Here is a 15,011-nt window from a genome sequence, read left to right on the forward strand (position 1 = left end):
ATCATCATGACCGCGAAAAAAACGGGGCCGCAATCGCCACCCCAGATCCAGCAGAAATCCCGCGTCGCCGAGGGCCAGCCCTTTCCCCTGGGCGCCACCTGGGACGGCCTGGGTGTAAATTTCGCCCTGTTCTCGGCCCATGCCACCAAGGTCGAGCTGTGCCTCTTCGACAATGAAGGCAAGCGGGAGCTGGAGCGCATCGAGCTTCCGGAGTACACCAATGAGATCTGGCACGGCTATCTGCCCGATGCCCATCCCGGCATGGTCTATGGCTATCGGGTATACGGTCCCTACGAGCCGGATGCCGGGCATCGCTTCAATCCCAATAAACTGCTGATCGACCCCTATGCCAAACAGCTGGTGGGAGAACTCAAGTGGTCGGATCGGTTGTTCGGCTACACCCTCGGCTCCGCGGATGCGGATCTCAGCTTCGATGATCGCGACAGCGCCGCCCATATTCCCAAAGCCAGGGTGATCGACCCGGCCTTCACCTGGGGCCGGCATACCCATCGATATACGCCCTGGAACCAGACCATTATTTATGAAGCCCATGTACGGGGTATCAGCATGACCCATCCGGCGGTGCCTGAATCGGTCCGCGGCACGTTCGCCGGATTGATGCATCCGGAGCTGCTCAGGCATATCCGCTCGTTGGGAGTCACCAGTGTCGAACTGCTGCCGGTGCACGCTTTCGTCAATGACCAGCACCTGCTGGACAAGCAGTTGAGCAACTACTGGGGCTATAACAGTATCGCCTTCTTCGCCCCGCACCCGGCCTATCTGGCTACGGGCCATATCAACGAGTTCAAGGAAATGGTCGCCCACCTGCACGATGCCGGACTGGAGGTGATCATGGACGTGGTGTACAACCACACCGCCGAAGGCAATGAGCTGGGGCCGACGCTGTCCATGCGCGGCATCGACAATGCCACCTACTATCGGCTGATGCCGGACGAGAAACGCTACTACATCAATGATTCGGGTACCGGCAACACCCTGGATCTGGGCCACCCCTGCGTACTGCAGATGGTCACCGACTCCCTGCGGTACTGGGCCGAGGAAATGCAGGTGGATGGCTTCCGTTTCGACTTGGCGACCATTCTGGCGCGCCATGCCCATGGCTTCGACGAGCGTCACGGCTTCCTGGTGGCCTGCCGCCAGGACCCGGTACTGAGCCAGTGCAAACTGATCGCCGAACCCTGGGATTGCGGCCCGGGCGGTTATCAGGTGGGCGGGTTTCCGCCGGGCTGGGTGGAATGGAACGACCGTTTCCGCGATACCGCCCGGGCATTCTGGATGGGTGAGGAAGGCCAGATCGCCGAGTTGGCCAGCCGGCTCACCGCCTCCGGAGATTATTACAACCAACGTGGCCGACGCCCCTATGCGTCGGTCAATTTCATCACCGCCCACGACGGCTTCACCCTGCGCGACGTGGTCAGTTACGAGCAAAAACACAACGAAGCCAACGGCGAAGACAACCAGGACGGCAGCGACCACAACATTTCGCGTAATCACGGCTGCGAAGGTCCCACCGACGATGCCGAGATCAATGCACTGCGCATGCGCCAGATGCGCAATCTGCTCAGCACCCTGCTGCTGTCCCAGGGCACGCCGATGTTGCTGGCCGGCGACGAGTTCAGCCGAACCCAGCAGGGCAACAACAACGTCTACTGCCAGGACAATGAGCTGGGTTGGATCGACTGGAATATCGATGAGAATGGCGTCCAATTACTCGAATTCACCCGCCGCCTGATCGCCCTGCGCCGCGCCTATCCCACCCTGCGCCGCGGGCGCTTTCTGGTTGGCGAATACAACGAGGAACTCGGCGTCAAGGATGTCACCTGGCTCTGCCCCAGCGGTGATGAAATGACCGATGAGCAATGGCAGGACCCGCATGCGCGCGCCCTTGGCATGCTACTCGACGGGCGAGCGCAGCCCACCGGCATCCGCCGCAGCGGTGATGATGCCACCCTGCTGTTGCTGTTCAACGCGCACCATGACGTGGTCAATTTCTGCCTGCCCGAGGTGGCCGAGGGCAATTGCTGGCGCTGCCTGATCGACACCCACCGCCCGACGCTGCGCAAACGCGAGGTTCATGAGTTCAAAAGCGAGTTCTTGATGACCGGCCATTCGTTGCTGCTGTTCGTTCTGGAACGGGAGGACAGCGCCTGATCTGTTTTGCCGCTTCGCAGAAAGGCTGAACCAAGCCTGGGCCCGCCAGTCGGAAACTGTAGGCACTACAAAACGCAGCGACACGGGAGGACTGAGGATGAAAGCCGTCGTTTTTCATGATGTCGGTGACATACGCCTGGAAGAAGTGGCTGATCCGGTGCTGCATGAGCCAACCGATGCCATCATCCGCCTGACCGCCTCGGCCATCTGCGGTACCGATCTGCATTTTGTCCGCGGCAGCATCAGCGGCATGCGCAAGGGCACCATCCTCGGCCATGAAGGTGTGGGGGTGGTCGAAACCCTGGGCACCGATGTGCGCAATCTGCAGGTGGGCGATCGGGTGATCGTCGCCTCGACCATCGCCTGCGGCAACTGCTCCTACTGCCGCGCCGGTTACTACGCCCAGTGCGATACCGCCAATCCAAAGGGCCCCCAGGCCGGCACCGCCTTCTTTGGCGGGCCGGAATCCAGCGGCAGTTTCGATGGTCTGCAGGCTGAGAAAGCGCGTATTCCCCATGCCAATATCGGCCTGATCAAGATTCCCGAAGCCATTACCGATGACCAGGCAATTCTGCTGTCCGACGTCTTCCCTACCGGCTACTTCGGCGCCGAGATGGCAGAAATTACGCCCGGTGATACCGTCGCGGTATTCGGTTGCGGGCCGGTCGGCCAGTTTGCCATCGCCAGCGCCCTGCTGTTGGGCGCAGCGCGGGTGTTCGCCATTGATCATTTGCCGGACCGGCTCGATATGGCCCGTTGCCAGGGTGCCGAGGTCATCAACTTCGATATCGAAGACCCCGTCGCCACTCTGCAACGTCTGACCGGCGGTATCGGCGTGGACCGCGCCATCGATGCCGTAGGGGTGGACGCCGAACATTCCTGCCAGGATCATGATCTGCTGCAACGGGGGCGGTTCCGTCAGGAGATGGCCGAAAATGCCCCGCACACCAACCCCGACGGCGACAACTGGCATCCCGGCGATGCGCCGAGCCAGGCGCTGCAGTGGGCCGTGGCCGGTCTCGCCAAGGCTGGCACCCTGTCGGTGATCGGCCTCTATGCACCGCAATCACGCACCTTTCCCATCGGTCTGGCCGCCAGCCGTAACCTGACGGTCAACATGGGCAATTGCCATCACCGGCGTTACATTCCTCTCCTGTTGGAGCTGGTGCTCAGCGGCCGGGTCGATCCCACGCAGATTCTCACCCGCGTCGAGCCCATGGAAGACAGCATCGAGGCCTTCAAGGCGTTCGACCGGCGCGCCTGCGGCTGGGTCAAGGTCGCGCTGCAACCACAGGGCAGCCATGAAGAAGCGCAGCTGGACGAAGCGCTGGATGAGTCCTTCCCGGCCAGCGATCCACCTGCCATGGCTTCCCCGAAACCTTGAATGGCCTGTCCCCATGAGCAGTGATATCCGTATTGGCATTTCCGGCTGGCGTTATGAACCCTGGCGCGGCGACTTCTACCCCGAAGGTCTGCTGCAGCGCCGGGAGCTGGAGTATGCCTCGCGCACGGTCAGCAGCATCGAGATCAACGGCTCCTTCTATGCCCTGCAAACCCCGGAGCGGTTCAGCAACTGGCGCGACAGCACACCGGATGATTTCGTGTTCAGCGTCAAGGCGCCCCGCTATATCACCCATGTCAAACGTCTGCGCGAGCTGGATGAGCCGCTGGCCAACTTCTTCGCCTCCGGGCCGCTGCAACTGGAGCGCAAGTTGGGCGCCTTTCTCTGGCAGTTCCCGCCCAGCTTTCGCTATGACCCACCCCTGTTCACTGAGTTGTTCGAACAGCTGCCGCGCACCTTCGGCGAGGCCGTCCAATGCGCCGCGCGCAGCCCCCGCTTTCCTGCGCCAGAGGGGCTAACTACAGGAGCCAAAACCCGCCTGCGCCATGCAGTGGAAATTCGCCACCGCAGCTTCATGCAGGAGGGCTTCATCGAGCTGCTACGCAAGCATCGGATCGCCCTGGTGGTCGCGGATACCGCAGGCAAATGGCCGCTGGTGGAGGAGCTGACCGCCGATTTCATGTACCTGCGTTTGCATGGCGACAAGGAGCTGTATAGCAGCGGCTACGATGATTCGGCGCTGGACGACTGGGCGCGCCGCATCCGCGCCTGGGCCGGCGGCAAACAGCCGGAAGGTGCCCGCCGACTATCCGAACAGGGGGATAGTTCAAGCGCCGAGCGCGACATCTATTGCTACTTCGATAACGACATCAAGGTCCGCGCCCCCTATGACGCGCGCCAGCTTCTGGAGAAGCTAGGGCGCGCCGAGGGACTGGAAATCAAGCCGGGCCAGCTGCCGGAGCGTTTTCTGTGACCCCATTGAGCTCCACCCAGGAACATCTCACCAACCGGGCGCCCACGGTCCATTCATTGAAGGTGCTGACCATCAATACGCACAAGGGTTTCAGCTGGCTGAACCGGCGCTTCATCCTGCCGGAGCTGCGCGACGCCGTGCGCACCCTGTCTGCGGATGTGGTGTTTCTTCAGGAAGTGTTGGGCAACAACGATCGCCATGGTCGCAACATCGATAACTGGCCGGATGCGCCTCACTATGAATACCTGGCCGATACCATCTGGCCCCAGTTCGCCTACGGCCGCAATGCGGTATATCCCGAAGGGCACCATGGCAATGCGTTGCTGTCCAAATTTCCGATACTGCACTACGAGAATCTGGATGTATCTATCAGTGGCACCGAAGAGCGTGGCTTACTGCATGCCATCCTCGACGTGCCGGGCCAGGCGGACCTGCATGCCATCTGTGTGCATCTGGGCCTGTGGGAACGCCACCGTCGGCGTCAGTTGCGCCTATTGTGCCGACTGCTCGACGAGTTGCCGCCGGACGATCCGGTAATCGTTGCCGGTGACTTCAATGATTGGCTCAAGCGCGCCGGAGACAGGCTGGACAGATGCGGTCTCAAAGAGGCCTTCGTCACCGCCAACGGGTCGCCGGCGAAGAGTTTTCCGGCGCAATGGCCAGTGCTGTGTCTGGACCGGATTTATGTCCGCAACCTGACAACCCATGGACCGGAAACGCTTTACCGGCGCCCCTGGTCACACCTGTCGGACCATGCGCCACTGTCTGTCGAGGTACGTTTCTGATGAGACCCGTCTGGCGTGAAGGCAATGATGCAGACCTGCTGATCAACGGCGAGGAGTTCTTTCCTCGCGTGTTCGAACGTATCCGCAACGCCCGCAAGGAGGTGTTGCTGGAGACCTTCATCATTCTGGAAGACAAGGTTGGCAAGGAGCTGCAGCGAGCATTGATCAGCGCCGCGAGCAATGGCGCCCATGTGGAAGTCATCGTCGATGGCTACGGCACCGTGGACCTGAGTAACGAGTACATCGGCGAGATGATCGAAGCCGGCATCCGGGTGCATGTATTTGATCCCCAGCCCAAGCTGATGGGCATGCGCACCAACCTCTTCCGCCGCCTGCATCGCAAAATCGTGGTAGTAGACAGCGAGGTGGCCTATGTCGGCGGCATCAATTTCACTGCCGTGCATCTGGGGGATTATGGTCCAGGTGCCAAACAGGACTACGCCGTGGAAGTACGCGGGCCGGTGGTCAGCGATATCCGCCATGCCAGCCTCAATCTGTTCCGTCATGCCCGCCGTGAACTACCGTTGCCGCTGAACCCGGAAGACCGCGCGCGCGCGCGCCACGCCGGCGCCGCCTGGATCATGCTGGCGATCCGCGACAACAATCGCCACACCTCCGACATCGAAGATCAATATCTACGTGCCATACGCTCGGCCAACCACCGCCTGGTGATCGCCAACGCCTATTTCTTTCCCGGTTATCGCATGCTGCGCGAATTGCGCAACGCTGCCCGCCGTGGCGTGCACGTCACGCTCATTCTGCAGGGTGAACCGGACATGCCCTGGGTACGTCATTGTTCGACCTTTCTCTACAGCTACCTCTTGCGCAGCGGCGTGGTCATCCACGAATATTGCAAACGCCCATTGCACGGCAAGGTGGCGCTGATGGACCGGGAATGGGTGACGGTGGGCTCCAGCAATCTGGACCCCCTGAGCCTGTCGCTGAACCTGGAGGGCAACCTGTTCATCCGCGATCCGCAGCTCAACCAGCGGCTGTACAACCACCTGCAATCTCTGGCCAATAAGCACTGCGATGAGATCACCGCGGCCAAGGCTACTCGTGGCTTCTGGTGGCGAGCGCCGATGACCTTTCTGTTCTTCCACTTTCTGCGGCATTTTCCGGCCATTGCCGGCAGCCTGCCCGCCCACACCCCGCGCCTGGAGCCGCTCCTGCCTCAGGACGACCCCGCGGAGGAAGAGCTCGCCACTCTCGAACAGGAGAAGTTGCTTTGAGCGACGAACACGAATCCGCACCTGGCAATCCCTGGTTGCGCTGGGGCAAGCGTGTGCTGACCCTGTTCTTCTTCATCGCCATCCCGGTATTGCTGTATATGCAATTGCGCAATACCGACTGGCAGGCCGTGGGCGGGGCACTACGCGATTATCCGCTATGGGTAGTGGCGGCTGCCGTCGGCGTCGCGCTGCTGAGCTATCTGACCTACTGTAGCTTTGATCTCTTGGGCCGGTACTATACCGGGCACCGCTTGCCGATTCGCCAGGTGATCCCCCTGGTTTTCGTCTGCTATGCGTTCAATCTCAACCTCAACGCCCTGGTGGGCGGCGTGGCGCTGCGCTTTCGGCTGTATTCACGACTGGGGCTGGATATACCGACCATCGCCCGGGTCTTCAGCCTGAGCATCATCACCAACTGGCTGGGCTATCTGTGGTTGGCCGGCTGCGTCTTCGCAATGGGCTGGGTAAAGCTGCCGGCGGGTTGGGCGGTGGGGAATGGTGGTTTGCGGGTGATCGGGGTGGCAATGATCATAGCCGCCGTCATCTATGTGCTGGCCTGCGCCTTCTCGCGCAAGCGCAGTTGGCAGATACGCGACCAGACCATCGAACTGCCGTCCTGGCAATTGGCGCTAGTCCAGGCCGCGGTGGGCGCACTCAACTGGTCGCTGATGGCGCTGATCATCTGGTTGCTGCTACCCCCCGAGGCATTCTATCCCGGGGTTCTGGGGGTGCTGCTGATCAGCAGCATCGCCGGGGTCATCACCCACATTCCCGCCGGTCTGGGTGTGCTGGAAATGATCTTTCTCACCCTGCTACAAGATGAACTGCCGAGAAGCAGCCTGCTGGCAGCGTTGATTGGCTATCGGGCAGTTTATTTTCTGCTGCCACTGAGCGTGGCAGTCGCCATCTATCTGGTATTGGAAAAACGCGCCAAGGCCATGCGCAGCGCCAATCGACAGGCCGCTTGAACGCTGCGCTCGGGTTCAGTCCAACCCGTCATCCAACTGCGGGACCGGCGTGAGCGCGCCACGCCGCCACCGGCGCATGGCACCAACCGCGTTGCCCAGTAGCATGGCAATGGCGAAGAGCGCGACGAAGGGGTCGATCAGATAGTCCCAGTAGTTTTCCGAGGCCTTGATATCGAGGGTGAAAGCCAGCGTTGCCAACGTCAGCATGAAGACACCCAACCAATTGCCCAGCAGCAGAAGTGCCAGCGTCAATGCGCCAATCAGCACGATCAGCGACCGGGGCGAGTAACCCCAGCTGTAGGTGTCCAGCATGCCCACACCCATGGAAGCGGGATAGAGCACCACCCCCAGCACTGCAAACACCGACCACAACTGCCAGGTAGCCGAGGCCGAGCGGCCACGCGTCCAGCCCAGGCGCAACGCCGCACCGGCCAGCAGCCAGAGCATGGCGGTGATCGACAACTCGTCGGTCAGCCCACGCAGATAGCCTGCCAGGGACAACCCGCCGGGCAACGGCACCATGCCCACCAGCAGCACGCCGATCAGCAGTAGAGCGCGATAGCGCTGGGGCAGCCGACCACTGGGCAGCAGCAGGAATACCAACAAGGCGAAACTCAGGCAGGATTGCACACTAATCGGAATCATAGCTGCGCCTCCAGCCACGCATCGTTGAAGGCTACATGCTTGATGAAGCTGTTATTCCAGGCATAGACCAGGTGATAACGGCCATCGGTGGCCCGGATCATGTAGGGATATTCGTATTCGAAGTCGCACATGCCGTCGTGGCACATGCGCTGGTCGATCTCCCGCAGATAGCCGGTCAACAGTTGCTGACGCGATGTGCCGCTGGAGTCGAGAAACTTCTTGCGCATCAGCTCTTCATACCTGACCCGCGGAAAAGGCTTGCCGTCGGGGTCCGGGGAGGCGTCCAGCGAGGCTACCAGCGACCACTCGGTAAGATTGTTGGTGGCTTCATCCAGGCTCAGCTTGAATCGCCCATCGAGCAAGTTGTTCTGCGCCACCAACAAACTGCCCGACCCCGAGCGCACTGCAGCGAGGGAAGTGTTGGGGTTCCATGGTGCAACGGGCCATTCCGGCTGCCAGGTTCGTCCGGCATCCTCGGTCACGGTTGCCAGCACATGCCCTTCGCGCCCGGCATGACGCAGCAGCGCCACGGCCCGCTTGCCATCCAGGGGCACCACCGTAGGCTGCAGGGAATTCGTACCATCGGCGATACGGAATTTGTCGACGACCCGCCCCTGGGCGTCCAGATATAGGTATTCCGGAAATTTGCCAAGGAATTCGTGGTACACCGGCACGCCGATCGAGCCGTCTTCATGGAACACCGGCGCGGAGCGGACCAGGGTGCTGATATTCACGAAAGGAGTAGTTACCAGCTGGCGGGGTTTCGACCAGGTGACGCCAAGATCATCGGACACCATGGCATTGACTGCGCTGCCTGCCCAGCCGCCTACCGACACCGAGACATAGAACAGCCACAGGCGTTCATCCGGGGAAAATGCGATCACCGGGTTGCCCAGCTTGCGAATGGGTTTACCGATGGCACGACGGGTCATTTCCCGGGTCACCAGTACCCGTTCTTCGCCCCAGGTGCCCGTGACGGCATCGAACCGCGCGCCACGAATATCCACATCAGCAGCACCTTCCCGGGAGCCGGCGAACCATGCCGCCATGAGGTCACCACCGGGCAAAGCCGCTACGGAAGGCGAATGAACGAACTCGTCCAGGTCCGATGACGCGAAACCCTGCTGAAATTCAGCTTCCTGATCCACCTGCGCAGTATTGAAGTCAGCGGCGGGAAAAGGCGAGAAATCCGACATCTCATAAGCCGGATGCAGCGACCAGGCTGCAAGAAAAACACCCAGCACGGCGGGAATCGCCAGCATCCGCCATCGACTGGTATTACTGTTCCATTGCATTGTTCTAGTTCTTCATGTCCTGTTGTGTCTGCAGCGTCGAACGCCCCCGAATATGCGCAAACAGCCTGGCTGCAAAACGACATCCGTGGATAGTACCAGCCCCTTTGCCCGATCGACATATTTTTATCTTTCGGCTCGACCAAGGAACCTGGAGCGGTCGGCGCCCTCCAACAGCAATACAACATCAGGCCCAGCGGTTCGCCCTTGCGTAGGTGCGTGCTACAGTGGGCCGGAATCTGAATCTGTCGGAACCGATACATGCGCAATCAGCCCATTCGTTTCAGCACCCTGTGCCGCAATCTTCTTGCGGTGGCCGCCGGTCTGCTGGTCCTGTCCGCCTGCGGTGAGAACCGTCTGGAAGCCTCGGTTCAGCCGGGCGTCAACACCGCCAGAGCTGAAGCAGACAACCTTACCTTCAGCCAATGGCGTGATGGCTTTCGCGCCCAGGCACTGGCCAGCGGCATCGATGCCCGGCTGTTCGACCAGGCATTCCATGACATCGGACCTGATCCGGCAGTACTGAAGGCCGATCAGAGTCAGCCCGAATTCACTCGGCCAGTCTGGGAGTACCTGGACGGGGCCTTGTCCACGCAACGCCAGGCCACCGGGCGCCTGATGCTGACACGTCATGCCGGTATCCTGCAGGAGATCGAGGCGCGCTATGGCGTGGACCGGCATATTCTGGTTGCCATCTGGGGCCTGGAAAGCAATTTCGGCAGCAATATGGGCGATCGCTCGGTCATCCGCTCGTTGGCCACCCTCGCTCACCAGGGCCGCCGCTCCGACTTCGCCCAGGCCCAACTGCTGGCCGCTCTGGAAATACTGCAACGGGGCGACATCACCGTCGATGGCATGACCGGCTCCTGGGCCGGCGCCATGGGGCAAACCCAGTTCATTCCCACTACCTACAACGACCACGCAGTGGATTTCGATGGCAATGGCAAGCGTGACATCTGGCATACCGAAGCCGATGCCCTCGCCTCCGCCGCGAACTATCTGCGCGCTTCCAACTGGCAATCCGGTGCGCCCTGGGGCATGGAAGTACGCCTGGGCGAGGGTTTCGACTATGCCTTGGCGGACATGTCCATCCGCAAACCCTTGTCCGAGTGGGCCGATCTCGGCGTGACCGACGCCCGTGGTCGCCCGCTGGCCGGCCAGCCGAGCACCGAGGCCACGTTGGTACTGCCCGCCGGCCATCGCGGCCCGGCGTTTCTGGTGATGAACAATTTCCGCAGCATTCTGCGCTACAACAACTCCACCAGCTATGCCCTGGCCATCGGGCTGCTGGCGGAACGCTTGCAGGGCCGCGGCACGATTCAAGCCAGTTGGCCGACCGATGACAAACCGTTGTCACGCACCGAACGTCTGGAGCTGCAGGAACATCTGCAAGCTCAGGGCTACGAGCCCGGCAGCGTTGATGGCATCATCGGTGCCAATACCCGTCAGGCAATACGGCGTCTGCAGATCGCCCTGGGCTGGCCGGCCGACGGCTACCCCGATCAACAGCTGCTGAAAGCCCTGCGCCATCGGACAAACTGACAGACGGCAACAAATATCAGTTTGTCCGATAACCGAAGAAGGCGTATAAGGATCTTTCCATAAGCCACTGGTTTACCGTTTTGAACTCTGTCCCTCCCCGAACAAACGCGATGACAGACCGTCTTCGCACCCCATCTTCACAATCAATCCCCGCAGTTGCACTGCACCAGACCTCCAAGGAGGCCGTCCATGTTCGAATGGCTGGCTGATCCTACCGTCTGGGCAGGCCTGTTCGCGCTGATCGCCCTGGAAATCGTTCTTGGTATCGACAACCTGGTATTCATCGCCGTTCTGGCGGAGAAGCTGCCGCCGCACCAACGTGACAAGGCACGGATCCTCGGCCTGTCTCTGGCGCTGATCATGCGCCTGTTGCTGTTGATGAGCATCGCCTGGCTGGTGACCCTGACCAATCCGCTATTCCACTTCGGTGAGCACGCCGTATCAGCGCGCGATCTGATCATGCTGGCGGGCGGCCTGTTTCTGCTGTTCAAGGCTACCATGGAGCTGCATGAGCGCCTGGAAGGCCGCCAGCACAGCAGCGGCGCACGTCTGGCCTATTCCAGCTTCGGTGTGGTGGTAACCCAGATCGTTATCCTTGATGCGGTGTTCTCCATCGACTCGGTGGTCACCGCTATCGGCATGGCCGACGAGCTGGCGGTAATGGCCATTGCCATGATCGTAGCCATGGCCGTGATGCTGCTGGCCAGCAAGCGCCTCACCCGCTTTGTGAATGCCCACCCGACCTTGATCATCCTGTGTCTGGGCTTTCTGTTGATGATCGGCTTCAGCCTGGTCGCCGAAGGGGTTGGTCTGCATATACCCAAGGGGTATCTGTATGCTGCTATCGGCTTCTCGATCATGGTCGAGTTCTTCAACCAGCTGGCCCGCCACAACAAGCAGAAATGGCTGGATACTGGCGGCACCCTGCGCGAGCGCACGGCCAACAATATCCTGCGCCTGCTGGGCAAGGGTGACAGCGCCGAGCAGGTGTCCGAGGAAGGCTTTGCCGACGAGGATACGCTGGCACAGGTGTTCCATGAGAATGAGCGCGACATGATCCGCGGCGTGCTCAGCCTGGCCGACACCAACATCAAGGCACTGATGACCCCGCGGCGCGAGGTGCATGCACTCGACTTGAGTACCAGCCTGGACGAGCAGCGTCAGCAGCTGCTGGACTCGCCCTACTCGCGCCTGGCAGTGATTCGCGATGGCAAACACGACGAACCGCTGGGGATAGTTCAGAAGAAGACCCTGCTCGATGCCATCCTGCGGGGCGGCGAACTGCATTTCGAGCAGTACATCGAGCAACCTGTCGTGCTGTTCGAGACCCAGAATGCGATCAAGGCGCTGGAAGCCTTCCGTCACGAGGGCAAGCAGATGGCGTTCGTGGTGGATGAGTTCGGCACTCTGGAGGGCATCGTCAGTCTGACCGACATCATGGAAGCCATCGCCGGGGAACTGCCCGAGGTTGAACAGGGCATGGATTTGACGCCCAGCGTGCTCGAAATCGGACCGGGTCGCTATGAGGCCGACGCCAGCGAAAACCTGGAAGAGATCAACCGCCAGCTACCCGAGCCATTGCCGCGCAGCCAGCTGTATACCACCCTGGCCGGCTTGATCCTCAATCAGCTTGAACACATGCCCGAGCAGAATGAGTTGCTGAGCGTCGAAGGCTGGCAGATGCGTATTCTCGAGATCGAGCATATGCGCATCGCCCGGGTCGAACTGACGCGGTCGGACGAAGTGGGCGGTCAGTCACGCGACTGACCGTTTCCGCCGCACCCAGCAATAACAATCACTTGTGGGTGCGGCGGCTTTGGCCACGAATAACACCGCCAGCCCGGCCTACGCCCTCCCCCCACACCTACAGCGCCTGTGGTAAACTGCCCCGTGGCTACAAGCCAGCCCGTGTCCGCGCACACTCCCATGGAGCCTCTACCAGGAGCCCTGAATCCCGATGTCTGACAGCACGCCAACCAACGTTGCCAGTGGTGAAAAATTCCGCAATGCCCAAGGTATTGCCGCCATCAAGGATGGCCAGAAGCGCCGTGCCAACGCCGAACCCACAGTATTTGAACCCAAACCCAAGTGGCTGCGTGTCAAGGCGCCGGCGGGTGATCGGTTCGAGGCGGTCAAGCGCAACGTTTCTGAGCACCGTCTGAGCACCGTCTGTCAGGAATCACACTGCCCGAACATGGGCGAGTGCTGGTCCAACGGTACTGCCACCATCATGCTGATGGGCTCGGTATGTACCCGCGCCTGCCGCTTCTGCGCCGTGGACACCGGCAACCCCAACGGCTGGCTGGATCTCGAGGAGCCGGAGAATACCGCCAAGTCGGTCGAACTCATGGCGCTACGCTATATCGTGCTCACCTCGGTGGACCGCGACGACCTGGACGACGGTGGTGCCAGTCATTACGCCGCGTGCGTACGCGCCATCAAGCAGCGTACACCACAGGTAGTGGTCGAGGCCCTGACGCCGGACTTCGACGCTGACCTGGCCGCAGTGGAACTGGTGGTCGATTCCGGGCTGGAGGTTTTCGCCCAGAACGTTGAGACCGTTGAACGACTGACCCGGGAAGTACGTGATCCGCGCTCCGGCTATGGCAAGACCCTGAAGGTGCTGGAGCACGCCAAGCGCCATCGCCCTCAGGTGTTGACCAAGACCAGCCTGATGGTTGGCCTGGGTGAAACCGATGAGGAGATCCTGCAGACCTTCGATGAACTGCGGGCCATTGGCGTGGATATCGTCACCCTCGGCCAGTACCTGCAACCCACCCGCAATCACCTGCCCGTCAAGCGCTGGGTCAGCCCCGAGGAATTCAATCGTTACCGTGAACTGGGCCTGGCCAAGGGCTTTATGGAAGTCGCTTCCGGGCCGCTGGTACGCTCCAGCTACCGTGCCGACCGGGTATTCGAGAAGAACAATCTCGGCTTGGCCGCCCCTGTTCCGGTACCGGGGCAGGACGTCGATAGCAATCTGATCCCGACTCTGAATCTCAGATAACCAGGACGCCGCCGAGGATAGCCTGGGAGGTTCGAGCACCAGCTCGTACCAAATCAGCCGACACCGTCGGGGTTACCGGCAGGCTGCGCATCGAGTCCGATCGCGGCCTGCGGGCTCGACCTTCCCAGGATGGGAAAAAGATGTAACGATCTACGCCTGCGGAAACCCGAGCTGCTTGCGCAGCGCCTGTTCCAGCCGCTGCGCCACCTCTTCGATGCTCACCGGCTGCGCTACCAGCTCACTGAGCTGGACCATTTGCAAGCCACTGTAGCCACAAGGGTTGATGCGCTGGAACGGCTGCATGTCCATGTCCACATTCAGCGCCAGACCATGGAACGAGCAACCACGGCGCACACGCAGGCCCAGTGAAGCGATTTTCGCACCGTTCACATATACGCCCGGCGCATCGGGCTTCGGCGCTGCTTCCACGTCATAAGACGCCAGCAGATCGACCAGGCTCCGCTCCATGGCGGTGACCAGCTCGCGCACACCCAACCCCATACGCCGCAGATCCAGCATCAGATAGCCGACCAATTGGCCCGGGCCATGATAGGTTACCTGGCCACCGCGCTCGACCTGGATCACCGGGATATCCCCCGGCGCCAGCAAGTGCTCCGCCTTGCCAGCCTGTCCCTGGGTGAAGACCGCCGGATGCTGCAGCAACCAGATTTCATCAGGGGTATCGGCATCACGCTCGGCGGTCAGCTTACGCATGGCCTCCAGCGTGGGCTGGTAATCCACCAGCCCGAGAGCTCGGACGATCAGCTCCGACATCACAGCACCATATGCACGTGGCCGGTGGCCTTGAGATCAGCATGCAACTGCTGCAGCTGCTGCTCGCCGGTTGCCGTCATCACCAGCCGCAGGGATTGAAAGCGACCGTTCTTGCTGTCTTGCACTACCAGCTTGTCGGCATCCAGCGCAGCGTCGTGCTGCCTGACCACTGCCAGTACCAGCTCGATGACGCCGTCACCGGCACTGCAGATGATCTTGATCGGGTACTGGCAAGGAAACTCGATCTTCGGCGCTTCAGGAGTCTTGTCGCTCATGGCG

General features: G+C 61.2%; 13 protein-coding genes. 9 read left to right on the forward strand and 4 right to left on the reverse strand.

What is annotated here, in order from left to right; genetic code table 11:
- Positions 1–6 precede the first annotated feature (6 nt).
- From glgX to BM267_RS12135, 6 genes are all read left to right on the forward strand, one after another.
- The gene (gene glgX, locus BM267_RS12110; protein ID WP_074780367.1) at positions 7–2,172 is read left to right on the forward strand and encodes a glycogen debranching protein GlgX; all 2,166 of its coding nucleotides are present in this window, start codon (positions 7–9) and stop codon (positions 2,170–2,172) included.
- A 97-nt stretch (positions 2,173–2,269) separates the two neighbouring features.
- Entirely contained in the window at positions 2,270–3,556 is a 1,287-nt protein-coding gene (locus BM267_RS12115) for a zinc-dependent alcohol dehydrogenase (protein WP_036990568.1), read from the forward strand.
- Between the two features lie 13 nt (positions 3,557–3,569).
- On the forward strand, positions 3,570–4,487 hold the full coding sequence (locus BM267_RS12120; RefSeq protein WP_074780362.1) for a DUF72 domain-containing protein: 918 nt from the start codon (positions 3,570–3,572) through the stop codon (positions 4,485–4,487).
- A complete protein-coding gene (locus BM267_RS12125) occupies positions 4,484–5,272 on the forward strand; it encodes an endonuclease/exonuclease/phosphatase family protein (RefSeq protein WP_136869302.1) in 789 nt (262 codons plus the stop codon). The genes BM267_RS12120 and BM267_RS12125 overlap by 4 nt, the downstream gene beginning before the upstream one ends.
- On the forward strand, positions 5,272–6,504 hold the full coding sequence (clsB, locus tag BM267_RS12130; RefSeq protein ID WP_036990570.1) for a cardiolipin synthase ClsB: 1,233 nt from the start codon (positions 5,272–5,274) through the stop codon (positions 6,502–6,504). The genes BM267_RS12125 and clsB overlap by 1 nt, the downstream gene beginning before the upstream one ends.
- On the forward strand, positions 6,501–7,472 hold the full coding sequence (locus tag BM267_RS12135) for a lysylphosphatidylglycerol synthase domain-containing protein (protein ID WP_074780358.1): 972 nt from the start codon (positions 6,501–6,503) through the stop codon (positions 7,470–7,472). The genes clsB and BM267_RS12135 overlap by 4 nt, the downstream gene beginning before the upstream one ends.
- A 15-nt stretch (positions 7,473–7,487) precedes the next feature.
- Here the strand turns inward: BM267_RS12135 and BM267_RS12140 are convergent, their stop codons facing one another.
- On the reverse strand, positions 7,488–8,117 hold the full coding sequence (locus BM267_RS12140; RefSeq protein WP_036990572.1) for a hypothetical protein: 630 nt from the start codon (positions 8,115–8,117) through the stop codon (positions 7,488–7,490).
- On the reverse strand, positions 8,114–9,412 hold the full coding sequence (locus BM267_RS12145) for a sialidase family protein (RefSeq protein ID WP_235818275.1): 1,299 nt from the start codon (positions 9,410–9,412) through the stop codon (positions 8,114–8,116). Before BM267_RS12145 ends, BM267_RS12140 begins: the two co-directional genes overlap by 4 nt.
- Before the next feature lie 258 nt (positions 9,413–9,670).
- Here BM267_RS12145 and BM267_RS12150 point away from each other — a divergent pair, with 258 nt between their 5' ends.
- The 3 genes from BM267_RS12150 (at position 9,671) to lipA (ending at position 13,958) form a co-directional block, all read left to right on the forward strand.
- The gene (locus tag BM267_RS12150) at positions 9,671–10,951 is read left to right on the forward strand and encodes a lytic murein transglycosylase (RefSeq protein ID WP_074780355.1); all 1,281 of its coding nucleotides are present in this window, start codon (positions 9,671–9,673) and stop codon (positions 10,949–10,951) included.
- A gap of 189 nt (positions 10,952–11,140) precedes the next feature.
- On the forward strand, positions 11,141–12,718 hold the full coding sequence (locus tag BM267_RS12155; protein ID WP_074780352.1) for a TerC family protein: 1,578 nt from the start codon (positions 11,141–11,143) through the stop codon (positions 12,716–12,718).
- A gap of 190 nt (positions 12,719–12,908) precedes the next feature.
- A complete protein-coding gene (gene lipA, locus BM267_RS12160) occupies positions 12,909–13,958 on the forward strand; it encodes a lipoyl synthase (protein ID WP_036990576.1) in 1,050 nt (349 codons plus the stop codon).
- 150 nt (positions 13,959–14,108) lie between these two features.
- Here lipA and lipB read toward each other — a convergent pair whose 3' ends face one another.
- Together lipB and BM267_RS12170 are read right to left on the reverse strand one after the other, a co-directional pair.
- Positions 14,109–14,732, reverse strand: a complete 624-nt coding sequence (gene lipB, locus BM267_RS12165; protein WP_036990577.1) for a lipoyl(octanoyl) transferase LipB — start codon at positions 14,730–14,732, stop codon at positions 14,109–14,111.
- Positions 14,732–15,007, reverse strand: a complete 276-nt coding sequence (locus BM267_RS12170; RefSeq protein WP_036990578.1) for an HP0495 family protein — start codon at positions 15,005–15,007, stop codon at positions 14,732–14,734. Before BM267_RS12170 ends, lipB begins: the two co-directional genes overlap by 1 nt.
- Between the last annotated feature and the right edge of the window lie 4 nt (positions 15,008–15,011).

The sequence above is a fragment of the Halopseudomonas bauzanensis genome, from assembly GCF_900114735.1.
Classification (GTDB): Bacteria; Pseudomonadota; Gammaproteobacteria; order Pseudomonadales; family Pseudomonadaceae; genus Halopseudomonas; species Halopseudomonas bauzanensis.

Excerpts from the sequence above, each read along its gene's own strand:
- glgX (WP_074780367.1), top strand. The coding sequence starts at position 7 with ATGACCGCGAAAAAAACGGGGCCGCAATCGCCACCCCAGATCCAGCAG.
- BM267_RS12115 (WP_036990568.1), top strand. The coding sequence starts at position 2,270 with ATGAAAGCCGTCGTTTTTCATGATGTCGGTGACATACGCCTGGAAGAA.
- BM267_RS12120 (WP_074780362.1), top strand. The coding sequence starts at position 3,570 with ATGAGCAGTGATATCCGTATTGGCATTTCCGGCTGGCGTTATGAACCC.
- clsB (WP_036990570.1), top strand. The coding sequence starts at position 5,272 with ATGAGACCCGTCTGGCGTGAAGGCAATGATGCAGACCTGCTGATCAAC.
- BM267_RS12140 (WP_036990572.1), bottom strand. The coding sequence starts at position 8,117 with ATGATTCCGATTAGTGTGCAATCCTGCCTGAGTTTCGCCTTGTTGGTA.
- BM267_RS12145 (WP_235818275.1), bottom strand. The coding sequence starts at position 9,412 with ATGCAATGGAACAGTAATACCAGTCGATGGCGGATGCTGGCGATTCCC.
- BM267_RS12150 (WP_074780355.1), top strand. The coding sequence starts at position 9,671 with ATGCGCAATCAGCCCATTCGTTTCAGCACCCTGTGCCGCAATCTTCTT.
- BM267_RS12155 (WP_074780352.1), top strand. The coding sequence starts at position 11,141 with ATGTTCGAATGGCTGGCTGATCCTACCGTCTGGGCAGGCCTGTTCGCG.
- lipA (WP_036990576.1), top strand. The coding sequence starts at position 12,909 with ATGTCTGACAGCACGCCAACCAACGTTGCCAGTGGTGAAAAATTCCGC.
- lipB (WP_036990577.1), bottom strand. The coding sequence starts at position 14,732 with ATGTCGGAGCTGATCGTCCGAGCTCTCGGGCTGGTGGATTACCAGCCC.
- BM267_RS12170 (WP_036990578.1), bottom strand. The coding sequence starts at position 15,007 with ATGAGCGACAAGACTCCTGAAGCGCCGAAGATCGAGTTTCCTTGCCAG.